Annotated in this window: 13 protein-coding genes and 1 tRNA gene; 8 read left to right on the plus strand and 6 right to left on the minus strand. The window is 62.2% G+C overall.

Features of this window, described 5'->3' with window-relative positions; translation table 11 throughout:
- Window positions 1-141 precede the first annotated feature (141 nt).
- From C5L13_RS14775 to C5L13_RS14805, 7 genes are all read left to right on the plus strand, one after another.
- On the plus strand, window positions 142-1,359 hold the full coding sequence (locus C5L13_RS14775) for an NnrS family protein (RefSeq protein ID WP_105384053.1): 1,218 nt from the start codon (window positions 142-144) through the stop codon (window positions 1,357-1,359).
- A 263-nt stretch (window positions 1,360-1,622) separates the two neighbouring features.
- Entirely contained in the window at window positions 1,623-1,721 is a 99-nt protein-coding gene (gene kdpF / locus C5L13_RS14780) for a K(+)-transporting ATPase subunit F (protein WP_205836839.1), read from the plus strand.
- A gap of 20 nt (window positions 1,722-1,741) precedes the next feature.
- Entirely contained in the window at window positions 1,742-3,451 is a 1,710-nt protein-coding gene (gene kdpA / locus C5L13_RS14785) for a potassium-transporting ATPase subunit KdpA (protein ID WP_105384055.1), read from the plus strand.
- Window positions 3,452-3,463: 12 nt separating this feature from the next.
- Complete coding sequence (gene kdpB, locus C5L13_RS14790; protein WP_105384056.1) at window positions 3,464-5,500, plus strand: potassium-transporting ATPase subunit KdpB; 2,037 nt, start codon at window positions 3,464-3,466, stop codon at window positions 5,498-5,500.
- Window positions 5,501-5,502: 2 nt separating this feature from the next.
- Entirely contained in the window at window positions 5,503-6,072 is a 570-nt protein-coding gene (kdpC, locus tag C5L13_RS14795) for a potassium-transporting ATPase subunit KdpC (RefSeq protein WP_105384057.1), read from the plus strand.
- Between the two features lie 7 nt (window positions 6,073-6,079).
- Window positions 6,080-8,773 (plus strand): sensor histidine kinase, encoded by a 2,694-nt coding sequence (locus C5L13_RS14800; RefSeq protein ID WP_105384058.1) that lies wholly within the window; start codon window positions 6,080-6,082, stop codon window positions 8,771-8,773.
- On the plus strand, window positions 8,770-9,462 hold the full coding sequence (locus tag C5L13_RS14805; protein ID WP_105384059.1) for a response regulator: 693 nt from the start codon (window positions 8,770-8,772) through the stop codon (window positions 9,460-9,462). The genes C5L13_RS14800 and C5L13_RS14805 overlap by 4 nt, the downstream gene beginning before the upstream one ends.
- On the opposite strand, the gene C5L13_RS14810 is transcribed toward C5L13_RS14805, so the two are convergent.
- Window positions 9,463-9,538 (minus strand) — tRNA-Ile (locus C5L13_RS14810).
- Window positions 9,539-9,757: 219 nt separating this feature from the next.
- On the opposite strand from C5L13_RS14810, the gene C5L13_RS14815 reads away from it, so the two are divergent.
- The gene (locus C5L13_RS14815; protein ID WP_105384060.1) at window positions 9,758-10,504 is read left to right on the plus strand and encodes an SIMPL domain-containing protein; all 747 of its coding nucleotides are present in this window, start codon (window positions 9,758-9,760) and stop codon (window positions 10,502-10,504) included.
- 93 nt (window positions 10,505-10,597) lie between these two features.
- Here the strand turns inward: C5L13_RS14815 and C5L13_RS14820 are convergent, their stop codons facing one another.
- The 5 genes from C5L13_RS14820 to C5L13_RS14840 form a co-directional block, all read right to left on the minus strand.
- Complete coding sequence (locus C5L13_RS14820; protein WP_105384061.1) at window positions 10,598-10,954, minus strand: hypothetical protein; 357 nt, start codon at window positions 10,952-10,954, stop codon at window positions 10,598-10,600.
- A 132-nt stretch (window positions 10,955-11,086) separates the two neighbouring features.
- A complete protein-coding gene (locus C5L13_RS14825) occupies window positions 11,087-11,509 on the minus strand; it encodes a secondary thiamine-phosphate synthase enzyme YjbQ (protein ID WP_105384062.1) in 423 nt (140 codons plus the stop codon).
- 28 nt (window positions 11,510-11,537) lie between these two features.
- Window positions 11,538-11,891, minus strand: coding sequence for a DUF1428 domain-containing protein (locus C5L13_RS14830; RefSeq protein WP_105384314.1), 354 nt, complete (start codon window positions 11,889-11,891; stop codon window positions 11,538-11,540).
- Between the two features lie 84 nt (window positions 11,892-11,975).
- Window positions 11,976-12,374: a DUF427 domain-containing protein gene (locus C5L13_RS14835; protein ID WP_105384063.1), complete on the minus strand. Its 399-nt coding sequence runs from the start codon at window positions 12,372-12,374 to the stop codon at window positions 11,976-11,978.
- 110 nt (window positions 12,375-12,484) lie between these two features.
- Window positions 12,485-13,525: a zinc-dependent alcohol dehydrogenase family protein gene (locus C5L13_RS14840; RefSeq protein WP_105384064.1), complete on the minus strand. Its 1,041-nt coding sequence runs from the start codon at window positions 13,523-13,525 to the stop codon at window positions 12,485-12,487.
- Window positions 13,526-13,533: the final 8 nt, after the last annotated feature.

The following is a 13,533-nucleotide window of genomic DNA, read 5'->3' on the forward strand; positions in this document are numbered from 1 at the left end:
CCTGTCGAAGGAGAAGCTACGACCGGTTCCCCATGTCTTCTTTGACCTGAAACAAACTTTCCCTTGTTTGCTTGCGACTTCGCAAAGATCAAAAATAACGGGGCGATATAGATCAAGTTGTCGCTCGAAGGAATTTTTGAAATGACTGATCTTCCCTCCCCCGCAATCCGCCGCGGCGGCATTCCAAGAGGCCTGTCGCCCACCGCCCCGGTGATCTTCTCCTATGGCTTCAGGCCCTTCTTTTTGGGTGCAGCGGCTTGGGCTGCAGTCGTCATGCTGTTGTGGATCGCCAGTCTCATCGGCGCGATCGAGGTCGCGGTCGATTATGGTGTGGTCCATTGGCACGCGCATGAGATGCTGTTCGGTTATGCAAGTGCCGTGCTCGCCGGCTTCCTCCTGACGGCCGTCCCGAACTGGACCGGCAGGCTTCCCGTCTCCGGATGGCCGCTTGTTTTTCTTTTCCTCATCTGGATGGCCGGCAGGCTGGCGCTGCTGTTGTCTGACGGGCTCGGAAACGTCGCAGCTATTCTCATCGACGCCGCTTTTCTTCCCGTGCTCCTGCTGATCTGCGTGCGCGAAGTGGTTGCGGGCAAGAAATGGAAGGACCTGAAGGTCATCGCCGGCCTGCTGGCGCTTTCAGCCGCCAACATCCTCTACCACATCCAGGTGGTGAGCGGTGAGCACCCCGCACCGGCGATCAAACTTGCGGTATCGGCTTATGTCATGATGATCCTGATTGTCGGCGGCAGGATCATTCCGAGTTTTACCCGCAACTGGATCAACAAGACGGGCCGTACGGACTTTCCAACGCCTTATAATCGCTTCGATACCGCAGCGATTATCTCGGGAATTGCCGCTCTGGCCACCTGGGTCGTCCTGGACGACGGACCGATCGTGGCCACCATCGCAGGCGGTGCAGCGCTCATGCAGGTAATCCGGCTCGGTCGCTGGCGCGGCTGGACGACGGCGGCGGAAATGCTCGTGGCGATCCTGCACATCGCCTATCTGTTCGTGCCGCTCGGCTATCTGGTGATAGCGCTTGCCGCAATCGACCTGTTCGACAAGACGGCCGCGCTTCACATGCTGAGCGTCGGCACGGTGGCGACCATGATGCTGGCCGTTATGACCAGGGCCACCCGCGGCCATACCGGCAGGATCCTGACCGCCTCTCGCACCACGACGATATCCTACGGCGCGATCGTGCTCTGTGCACTTGTCAGACCGAGCACCAGTCTGTTTCCGGAATTTTCGAACATCATCTACGCCGTGTCCGGGCTATTGTGGCTCCTCGCCTTCGGCCTCTTTATCTTCGAGTATGGGCCGATGCTGACGACGGTGCGGCGCGCCAAGCTTGGCTGATCGCGGCCGTTGTCGCCAGCGACGATCGCTTTCCGGGTAAACTACGGCCGCAAATTCAAGAGAGGTGCTTTTCCTGCGAAAGCGCCTCTCTTTATTTTTTCCTTATGGCCCGCCTGAAACTTTCCAATCGAAACCTGACCCGACTCGGATGCAGAATTCCCCTGTTGAAACAGGAGAATCGGAATGTCTGATTTGCTCTTTCTCGTCCTGGGCGGGGGCACGCTCATCGTGCTCGGATTTTACGCCCGTGCGCTTGAGCGTTTGTGAGGTGCGGCATGTTTGAACCGCTGATCGCGCTCGTCGTTGCCGCGGCGCTCGGAATCTATCTCGTCGTGACGCTGCTCCATCCCGAGCGCTTCTGAATCTCTTCCGGAGAACCATCATGACTATTATCGGGTGGCTGCAGATCAGCCTCCTCTTCCTCGCCGTGCTTGTGGTCATCAAGCCGCTCGGGCTTTACATGGCAGGCGTATTTGCGGGAGAGAGAACACTTCTTTCACCGCTGCTTGCGCCGATTGAGCGCGGCTTCTACCGGCTTGCCGGCGTCGACCGAACCAGAGAGCAGGGTTGGCTCGGCTATACGCTTGCGATGCTCGCTCTGTCCCTTGCAGGTTTCATCCTGCTTTACGGGATCCTGCGGCTGCAGGCATATCTGCCGCTCAATCCGCAGGGTTTCGCCAATGTGTCGGCAGACCTCGCCTTCAACACTGCCGTCAGCTTCGTCACCAATACGAACTGGCAGAACTATGCCGGCGAGACGACGATGAGCCACTTCAGCCAGATGGCTGGCCTCACCGTGCAGAACTTCCTCTCGGCCGCCACCGGCATGGCGATGGCGGTCGCGCTTACACGCGCTTTTGCTCGCTCTCAAGTCTCCGTCATCGGCAATTTCTGGGTCGATTTCACCCGAGCGACGCTTTACGTGCTTTTGCCGATCTCGCTGCTGATGGCGGTGGTTTTCGTCGCCATGGGCCTGCCCCAGACGCTCGATGCTTCGGCAACCGCCACGACGCTCGAAGGAGCGCAACAGACGATCGCCCTCGGCCCGGTCGCCAGCCAGGAAGCCATCAAGCAGCTCGGCACCAATGGCGGCGGCTTCTTCAATGCCAATGCCGCCCATCCGTTCGAAAATCCGACGGCATTCTCGAATTATCTCAACATTTTCGCGATGCTGTCGATTTCGTCCGCCCTCGTCTACACCTTCGGCCAGATGGTCGGCAGCCGGCGTCAGGGCTGGACCTTACTTGCCACCATGGCGATCCTGCTTATTGCCGGCGTCGGTCTTGTCTACTGGGCGGAAACCCAGGGCAACCCGATCCTCGGCGCACTCGGTCTTGACCCGGCGCAAGGCAATATGGAGGGGAAGGAGGTCCGCTTCGGACAAGCCATGACCGCCCTCTATGCGGCAGTCACCACCGGCCTTTCCGACGGCGGCGTCAACGGCATGCATGGCTCCCTCACCGGCCTCGGCGGTTTGGTGCCGATGTTCCTGATCCAGCTTGGTGAAGTCCTGCCCGGTGGCGTCGGTTCCGGCCTCTACGGCATGATCGTTTTCGCCATCCTCTCCGTCTTCGTCGCCGGTCTGATGGTCGGTCGCACGCCCGAATTCCTCGGCAAGAAGATCGAAGGCCGCGAGATGAAATTCGTGATGCTCGCCGTGCTGATCCTGCCGCTCGCCATCCTCGGTTTCACGGCCGCATCTGCGATGCTGCCGTTCGCGGTCGCCAGCGTCGGTACCGGAGGCCCGCACGGGCTTTCCGAGATCCTCTACGCCTTCACCTCGGCCGCCGGCAACAACGGCTCGGCCTTCGGCGGTCTGTCCGGCAACACCCCCTGGTTCAACACGACCCTGGGTATTGCAATGCTGCTCGGCCGCTTTGCCTATGTCGTGCCGGTCATGGCGATAGCCGGGTCGCTTGCTGGGAAGGTCAAGCTGCCGACGTCGGGCGGCACCTTCCCCACGGACACGCCGCTGTTTGTCGGCCTGCTCATCGGCATCATCCTGATCCTGGGGGGATTGCAGTTCTTCCCGGCGCTCGCACTCGGTCCCATTGTCGAGCATTTCGCCATGCTCGCCGGCCAGACTTTCTGAAGGAAAACCCTCATGTCGCACAAACCGGTGGCACCCAGCCTCGTTGACCCGGCAATCCTTATCCCGGCGGCAAGGGATGCCGTTCTGAAGCTCGATCCCCGCAAACTCGTACGCAACCCCGTCATCTTCGTAACGGAAGCGGTCGCCGTTGTTGTCACGGTCCTCTTCCTGCGAGATCTCTGGACCCGCCCGGCCGAGGCCGGTTTCTCCAGCCAGATTGCCGCCTGGCTTTGGTTCACGGTGATTTTCGCGACCTTTGCCGAGGCTGTCGCGGAAGGCCGCGGGCGCGCGCAGGCCGAGAGCCTGAAGCGGACCAAATCCGACCTCACGGCCCGCCGTCTTGCCGCAAACGGCGAAATCGAGCCGATACCGGCCACGACGCTGCGGATCGGCGATATCGTGATCGTCGAAGCCGGAGAACTGATCCCCGGGGATGGCGAAGTCATCGAAGGCGCCGCTTCGGTCAACGAGAGCGCGATCACCGGCGAATCCGCTCCCGTCATCCGCGAATCGGGCGGCGATCGGTCTGCCGTCACCGGCGGCACGCAGGTCCTGTCCGATGTGATCAAGGTGAAGATCACCGTCGCCCCCGGGTCGAGCTTCGTCGACCGCATGATCGGGCTTATCGAGGGCGCGCAGCGCCAGAAGACGCCGAACGAGATCGCCCTGTCGATCCTGCTGTCGGGTCTGACGCTCATCTTCCTGTTCGTCGTCGTCACCATCTGGGGACTCGCCGGCTATTCCGGCACCGTCTTGTCGGTCACGGTTCTTGCCGCGCTCTTGGTGACCTTGATCCCGACCACCATTGGCGGGCTGCTGTCGGCGATCGGCATCGCCGGCATGGACAGGCTCGTGCGCTTCAACGTGATCGCAACCTCCGGGCGGGCCGTCGAGGCAGCCGGCGATGTCGATACGCTGCTGCTCGACAAGACCGGTACGATCACCTTCGGCAACCGGATGGCCACCGATTTCGTGGCGATATCCGGCGTGACGCCGGGTGAGGTCGCCGAGGCGGCTCTTCTCGCAAGCCTGGCCGACGAAACCCCGGAGGGCCGCTCCATCGCCGCGCTGGCAACTGGGGAATACGGGTTGAAGACACCGGCGCTCGAAGCCGATGCGGTCGTGCCCTTCGCAGCCGAAACCCGGCTCTCCGGCGTCGATCTGGCAGGACGCCGTTTGCGCAAGGGCGCGGTCGACGCCGTGCTCAAATTTGCCGGCATTGCCCATTCCGACGCTCCTGCGGAATTCCATCAGGCCGTCGAGCGGATCGCGCGCACCGGCGGCACGCCGCTTGCCGTAGCCGACGGCTCCCGGGTTCTCGGCGTGATCCATCTCAAGGACGTGGTGAAACCAGGCATCAAGGAGCGCTTTGCGGCTTTGCGCGCCATGGGCATCCGTACGGTCATGGTCACGGGCGACAATCCGGTCACGGCGGCGGCTATCGCCTCGGAGGCAGGCGTCGACGATTTCCTGGCGCAGGCAACGCCGGAGGACAAGCTTGCCTTTATCCGCCGCGAACAACAGGGCGGCCGACTGATCGCCATGTGCGGCGACGGGACCAATGACGCACCCGCGCTCGCCCAGGCCGACGTCGGGGTGGCGATGCAGACCGGAACCCAGGCGGCCCGGGAAGCCGCCAACATGGTGGACCTCGATTCCAGTCCGACCAAGCTCATCGAGATCGTCGAAATCGGCAAGCAGCTTCTGATGACGCGCGGCTCGCTGACCACCTTCTCGATCGCCAACGACGTCGCCAAGTATTTCGCCATCATCCCCGCGCTCTTTGTCGCCACCTATCCGGCTCTCGATGCGCTGAACATCATGGGCCTTTCCTCGCCCCAATCGGCAATCCTTTCGGCGGTCATCTTCAATGCCCTCATCATCGTCGCGCTCATCCCGCTCGCCTTGAAAGGCGTCCCCTATCGGGCCGCCGCCGCGACATCCCTGCTTCGCCGAAACCTGCTCATCTACGGGCTCGGCGGATTGGTCCTGCCGTTTGCCGGAATCAAGGCCATCGATATGGCCGTCGCAGCTCTCAATCTGGTGTAATCATGCTCAATCAGCTTCGCGCCGCACTCGTCATGGTCATGCTAATGACCGCCCTCACCGGCATCGCCTATCCGCTGGCCGTCACCGCCATCGCCCAGGTCGCCATGCCCCATGCCGCCAATGGCAGCCTCTTTGAAAGAAACGGCGTTACCGTGGGCTCCGCGTTGATCGGGCAGGCCTTCGCATCCGACCGCTATTTTTGGAGCCGTCCCTCCGCAACCGGCCCGGAGCCGTACAACGCTTCCGCCTCGAGCGGCTCCAATCTCGGACCGACCTCGGCCAAGCTTCGTGATCGGGTAGCGGCCGATGTCGAGCGGTTGAAGGCAGACGGCACTGAGGCCCCTGTCCCCGCGGATGCCGCAACGACCTCCGGTTCCGGCCTCGATCCGCATATATCGCCGGAATTCGCCCGTTCGCAGGTTGCGCGGGTTGCGAAAGCGCGTGACCTTTCCGAAACGGAAGTCGCGGCACTGGTGGAGCGCATGACGGCGGGTCGCGCCCTCGGTTTCATCGGCGAACCTCGCGTGAATGTGCTAGAGCTGAACCTGGCGCTCGATGCGCTCAAGACCTGAGACGAGAATGCCAACGGACGATCGCGAACCCAAAGCCCGACCCGACCCGGATGCGCTGCTTGCCTTGGCGGAAAAGGACCGCCGGGGCAAGCTTACGGTGTTTTTGGGAGCAGCCCCAGGCGTCGGCAAGACCTACGCCATGCTGACACGAGCACGGCGGCTGAAGAGTGAAGGTGCCGACATCGTCGTTGGGCTGGTGGAGACCCATGGCAGAACCGAGACGGCGGCGTTGCTGGACGGCTTGGACGTACTGCCGCGGGCGAAATTCGAGCATCGCGGCGGGCTTCTCGAAGAATTGGACCTCGACGCGGCGCTGGCGCGGCGCCCTCGAATCATCATCGTCGACGAACTCGCCCACAGCAATCCGGACGGAAGCCGCCATCCGAAGCGTTACCAGGATATCGAAGAGCTGATCGGCGCCGGCATTGACGTGTGGACGGCGCTGAACATCCAGCATCTCGAAAGCCTTTCGGATCTGGTGGCGCAGATCACCGGGATCTCGGTACGGGAGCGAGTGCCCGATACGGTTCTGAAGAAGGCCGACGACGTGCTTCTGGTGGACCTGCCACCCGCCGAACTGATCGAGCGCCTGAGGGAGGGCAAGGTCTATCTGCCCGAAAGTGCGCAGCGGGCGATCGACCGCTTCTTCCGGCTCGGCAATCTTACCGCCTTGCGCGAACTCGCCCTGCGCCGCACCGCCGACCGCGTCGACGACCAGATGGTCGACTATCTCAGGCAGAACGCAATCGAAGGCCCCTGGGCGACCGGCGAGCGCCTGATCGTCTGCGTCGGCCCCGACCCGTTGTCGGAAAAGGTCGTCCGTGTAGCGAGCCGACTGGCGTCCGGACTTAACGCGCCATGGGTGGTCGTCAGCGTCGAGCGAGCCGATCGCGAATCACGGGACCAAGAAAGTCTCAAGCGCACCGAGCAGATCTTCCGACTGGCGGAACAACTGGGTGCCGAGACCCGGCGCATCATCGGCAACGACTTCGTCGAGGAGATCCTGAAGCTCGCCCGGCGCGAACACGCCACGCAGATCGTCATCGGCATCCGGCGGCGCAATATACGCGGTTGGCTGCGTCCCTCCTTGCCCGACGCGCTTTCCAAGCGTGCTGCGGGCATTGGTCTTCATCTGGTCACCTCGGAAAAAGAAGAGTCGCAGCCCGCCCCGCGGATGCGGCCGAGGTTCGCCCTTGCAAGCATCTGGCGCGCCGTCGCGATCGGATGTGCCTTCGCGCTCACCACAACCGTCCTGGGAATCGTGATCGACGGTTTTGTGGACTTACCGAACATCTCCTTGCTGTTCCTGCTCGGCGTACTCGGTTCGGCCATATCCGCGGGATATATATCGGCGCTCGTGGCCGTCTTGCTGTCGGCGCTCGCCTACAACTTCTTCTTCATCGAACCGATCCACACCTTTACCATCGCCGCGCCGCATGAAGTCTTCGCGTTGGTGGTGTTCCTGGCGGTGGCCCTGGTGACCGGCAGCTTCGCGTCGCGCATCAGCGACCAGGCGGATGTTGCAAGGGTTCGCGCAACGGCCCTGCAGCAGCTCTATGACTTTTCGCGCAAGCTGTCGGGAACGGAACGGGCCGATGACGTTCTCTGGGCTGCGGTAACCCAGCTGCAGGCGAGTCTGAGAAAAAGCGTCGTCCTGCTTCTTCCTGAAAAAGGCGACCTGACGATCTCCGCCGCCTGGCCTCCGGATACCGAACTCGACGTTTCCGACCTGGCCGCTGCGCGCTGGGCTCATGAGAAAAAAGAGCCGGCGGGCGGCGGAACCGGCACGCTGCCCAACAGCCGTTTCCAGTTCCGCCCGCTGACGAGCCCGCACGGCGTGGTCGGTGTCTGCGGCTTCGAACGGAAGGAGGAGGTCGTCGACGTCAACGCGGAGAGAATTCTATCGGCCATCCTTGACCAGACCGCGATCGCCATCGATCGGGCGCGCCTGTCGCAAGCGAGTATCGATCAGGCGGCAAGGCTCGAAGGCGAACGCTATCGCGAGGCGCTGCTGTCGTCGATTTCGCACGATCTGCGAACTCCGCTTGCGACCATCATGGGCGCAGTCACCAGCTTGCGGCAGCTCGGCGGGCGCATGAGCGCTGAAAGCCGCGACGATCTTCTCCAGTCGATCGAGGAAGAAGGAGGGAGGCTCACTCGCTTCGTCGCAAATCTGCTCGACATGACCAGGATCGAGGCTGGAACGATCGCGGCAAAGCGCGACTGGATCGATGTTTCCGACGTGATCCAATCCGCAGTCGAGAGGGCGCGTAAATATTTTCCCGGCCGCGACATCGGGACAGGCGTTTCTCCGAACCTGCCGCTCATCCAGGGCGACAGCGTGCTGCTCGGCCAGGTGCTGTTCAATCTGCTCGACAATGCGGTCAAATACGGTGGCAGCGAGCCCGTCCACATCTATGCAAGGCGCGACGGTGACGAAGTCCTGATTTCGGTCACCGACCTCGGAAGAGGAATTCCCGCGGACGATCTCGACCGGGTGTTCGAGAAGTTCTATCGAAGGGCAAAGGCCGACGGCCGTTCGCCCGGCACCGGTCTCGGTCTCTCGATCGCCAGAGGTTTCGTCGAGGCGATGGGCGGCCGCATCTACGCAGAAAGTCCGGCAGTGAAGAAGAAGGGAACCCGCATCGTGATGCGTTTTCCGGCAAACGGTCCATCGGTTGAGAAGAAGAATACCCTATGACGCTCGAGCGGGTTCTGCTCGTGGATGACGAGCCGCAAATCCAGCGTTTCCTTCGCCCCGCCCTTCGGGCGGCGGGTTACGAGGTCATCGAGGCGATGACGGGTGCGGAAGCCCTAAAGGCGATCGCAACCGCCGCGCCCGATATCGTCATCCTCGATCTCGGCCTTCCAGACATGGACGGCAAGGAGGTCGTCAGCAGTGTCCGGGGCTGGTCCCAGATCCCCATCGTCATCCTTTCCGCGCGCGACCGCGAAAGTGAAAAGATCGCCGCACTCGATCTCGGCGCCGACGACTACGTGGAAAAGCCGTTCGGCATCGGCGAATTGACGGCGCGCATCCGCACCGCACTGCGCCACAGGGCCAAGGCAGACGCGGTTATGCCCGTGATCGTCTCGGATGGCCTGTCGATCGACACGGTGCGAAGGCTCGTAAGCCGCGGCGAGGAGCATATCCGGCTGACGCCGAAGGAATACGACCTGCTCACCCTCCTCGCCCGGCACGCCGGTCGCGTCGTTACCCACAAGACGCTCCTCACATCCGTCTGGGGCCCGGCCCATGGCGAGGACCTGCATTACCTTCGGGTCTTCATAGGCCAGTTGCGCCAAAAGATCGAACGCGATCCCTCCGCACCAAGGATCGTCCGGACGGAGCCGGGGGTGGGATATCGATTCGCGGACAATGAAGACTGATGGTGGGCCCGGAGGGACTCGAACCCCCAACCAAGCGGTTATGAGCCGCCGGCTCTAACCATTGAGCTACAGGCCCGCCGTCAGGCGCAGGCGAGGCGCAATGGCACGCCTTGCCTTGGAGGTCCGTCTAACGCAATTCCCCCGAAGCCACAAGCCGTTGCCGCAATAGCTTCACAATCTATCGTCACGTAATGCGTGGATGTGCGTCAAAGTAGAATCGCCTCACCGCCACGCCATATCCGCCCGCCAACGCGCCATCCCGGCTGCAGCCGCGCCAACAGATCAGGAGTTATCCATGCGCTTCGCGCTTTCGCCGTCACGTCTTGTCCTGGCATCCTTTCTTGCAGGTGCTACCCTGGCTTCCTCGGCCGCACAGGTCGCCGCCCAGGATGTCCGGCCTCGCGAACCGGTCATCAATGTCTCCGGTGAAGGAGAAGCCTCCGTGGCGCCGGATATGGCGATCCTGACACTGTCGGTCGTCCGCAACGGCAAGACCGCCGAAGCTGCCCTCTCGGCCAACAGCGCCGCGATGAAGGAAGTCCTTGCCGCTTTGAAGGCCGAAGGCATAGCAGACCGCGACATCCAGACGAGCAATTTCTCCATCTATCCTCAGTACCGCCATCCGGAGCCGAAGAACGGCGTCGCCCCTCCGCCGGAAATCATCGGCTACGAGGTCGCCAATACGCTGACGCTCAAAGTTCGTGAACTCGCCAAGCTCGGCGGGCTGATTGACAGATCGGTGAAGCTCGGCGTCAATCAGGGCGGCCAGATCAGCTTTACCAACGACGATCCGGAACAGGCATTGACGGACGCCCGCAAGCAGGCCGTCGCCGAGGCGATCGCGAAGGCGAAGACCCTGACGGAAGCCGCCAACGTCAAGCTGGGACGGATCATCGAAATCAGCGAAAACTCCGGAAGGTCGATGCCGCAGCCGATGATGCGCATGGCAATGGCGAAAGATATGGCCGCCGAGGCCGTACCGGTCGCGACCGGCGAGAATACCTACACCGTCACCGTCAACGTCACCTTTGCCCTCGACTGACGGATAAAACGCAAAACCCTCGCCAGATCGGAACCTGGCGAGGGCGTCCCTCCGTCAACGGGCGATGGAGACGGAAGAATTTAGCGGCAGTCGTTAGCGGCGAATGACGGGGCAGCCGCGAACATTGGCGAAGACGACGCGATCGCGGCCACCGCGATCAAAGCCGACGACGGTGACGGTGCGACGCGATACGTCAACCACACGGGTGCGGCGCAGGCCCATCCGGTCGGCTTTCGCTTCGGCCAGCCAAGGCGCGCAGCCACGCGGACGGCGATCCGGGCGCCAACGGCGATCATCACGCCAGCCCCGATCATCCCGCCAGCCGCGGTCCTGGTGCTGCACATAGATACCGAATTCAGGTCCGCCTGCCGCCGCGATCGGCGCGGTGACGGAAATGCCGGTGAACGCGACGAGAGCGGCAATACCGGCTTTGACGAGCATGCTGGTCATGGGTGTTTCTCCGAAAATTCGGGCTATGCCCGAGGTTCTTGTCTCTCGCCTTTCCGAAGCGATTGGAGCAACACTATTCCGGCGCGCCTGAACCCTTTCCGAATCCGTCATTAAGCTGCCGTTCATATCCGCTTACGCGGAGAGATGCAGGACCACCTGACGGACATGCGGCTGGTCGCGATGTTCGAAAAGATAGATGCCTTGCCAGGTACCGAGCGCCAGACGCCTGTTTCTCACGGGAATACCGAGCGAGACGGCAGTAAGCGCCGATTTGATATGCGCCGGCATATCGTCCGGACCTTCGGTCGTGTGCGTCACCCAGCGCATTTCCGGATCATCGGTCGGCGGTACGAGGCGGGCGAAAAACATCTTCAGATCGCGGCGCACATCCGGATCCGCATTTTCCTGGATGATCAGGGAGCAGGATGTATGCCGCACGAAGACCGTCAGCAGCCCTTCGTCCGGGGAGAGGCCGCCCACGAAATCCTGCGCGGCCTCTGTAAATTCGTAGAGACCCTGGCCGCGGGTGGAGACGGAAATCACGGTCTGGGGCATGTATGTCCTTTCACGGGTCGCTGGCGGTTTAAAGCGTCACGAAGCTCTCGAAGCCGCCGTAGATCATCCGCTTGCCGTCGAAGACTTCTTTCCATTCGTCCCCGGAAAAACGCGGATCCGCTATGACCTTGCGGTTGGTCTCGTCACGCTGCGCGCGGCTCTCGTAGGTAATCCACGAAAAGATGACGGTCTCATCCTCCTTTGCCTGCACGGACCGCGGAAACGATGTGAGCTCTCCATACGGCACGTCATCCCCGATGCATTCCACATAGGTCAACGCGCCGTGCTCCTTCCAGACATCGCCGGCGAAGCGCGCCATCGCCTTGTAACGCTCCAGATTGGCTGTGGGCACAGCCAGAATAAATCCGTCGACATAGGGCATCGTCATTCCTCCTCCGTTGTTGAACAGCCCAAATACGATCCTATCGCGGCGCAGCCGACAGCGGCTTGCTCGTTTCTTCACACGTCAGAACTGGCCTACTTCAGGTGAAGGAAGTTCTTCTATCGAGTCGACCCTGCTCGGATAGAAGGCGACATAATCTTTGATGCTGCCGACGGCCTCATAGGGGTCCTCGTAGGACCAGACGGCATTCTGCGCACGTTCGCCCCCGTAAGGAATACTGAAATAGGACGCCTCGCCCTTGTAGGGGCAGTAGCTCTCGTGGTCGCTCCGCTCAAGGAGCGCCATGTCGACGTCCCTGCGCGGAATGTAGTGCACCGGCGGATAGGAGGCTTCCTGCAATGTCAGGGAATTGACGCTGTCGGCTATGACTTTTCCGCCGAGCGTCACCACCACGCGCGAAGGATTGTGCTCAACGGTAATCGGATGATCCGGACCTGGAATTTTCTGCGTCCTGACACTCATGGCTCGCCCTTTCGGTTTCGAAGCGTGAGGAGGAATCTAGAGCGCCGATCGCGGCCACCAAGCAGGGCTGCCGGAATACTTTGTCCCGCTCAGGCGAACAAGCGCGGGCGTTAGAAGCTGGTGATCACGCTGATCCCGGGCGTCTCCGACTTGTCCATCGTCATCAGGGCCGGCACTGCCTCCCCTAAGCTGATTCTCTTGGAAATCAGCTGCTGCGGCTTCATTCTGCCGGCCGTCAGCATCGCGAGCATGGCATCATACCGCCAGGCCTGCATGCCGTGGCTGCCGTAGATCTCGAGTTCATGACCGATCACCTGCGCCATCGGGATGCTCGGCGTCGCATGTTCTGCGAGCATCAGCCCGACCTGCACATGCCGGCCGCGGCGGCGCAGGTTCTTGATCGAATTGAAGCAGGTGACGGGATGGCCCAGCGCATCGATAGACACATGCGCGCCACCCTTGGTGATCTCGCGCACCGCCTCGACGACATCCGCCACAGTGCTGGCATTGATGGTCGCGACCGCACCGCACTGACGGGCGAGCGCCAGCTTCTCCTCCGACAGATCGATGCCGATGGCATTTGCGCCGAGCGCGGTGGCGATCATGATCGCCGAGAGCCCCACGCCGCCGCAGCCGTGCACCGCCACCCAGTCGCCCGGGCCGGTGCGGGCCTGGTCGGCGACGGCGCGAAAGGAGGTCGCGAACCGGCAGCCCAAGCTCGCCGCCGTCGCATCGTCGATCTCGTCAGGCAGATGCACGAGGTTCGTGTCGGCATAATCGATCGCCACATATTCGGCGAAAGATCCCCAATGGGTGAAGCCCGGCTGGAACTGGTTCGGGCAGACCTGCTGGTTGCCGGAATGGCACTCCGAGCAATGTCCACAACCGGAAACGAAGGGCACCGTCACCCGGTCGCCAATCTTGAAACGCATCACGCCCTTGCCGCTGGCCACGACCTTCCCGGCCAGTTCATGGCCCGGCACATGCGGCAGATTTATATCCGGGTCGTGGCCCATCCAACCGTGCCAGTCGCTGCGGCAAAGTCCGGTCGCGCCGACCTTGATCACCACGCCCCCGAATGTCGGCTCGGGATCCGGGAGGTTTCGAATTTCCGGCGCCTTTTCAAAGGCCTCGTAAAACATTGCTTTCATGACGAGTT

The organism is Neorhizobium alkalisoli, assembly GCF_002968635.1.
GTDB classification, from domain to species: domain Bacteria; phylum Pseudomonadota; class Alphaproteobacteria; order Rhizobiales; family Rhizobiaceae; genus Neorhizobium; species Neorhizobium alkalisoli.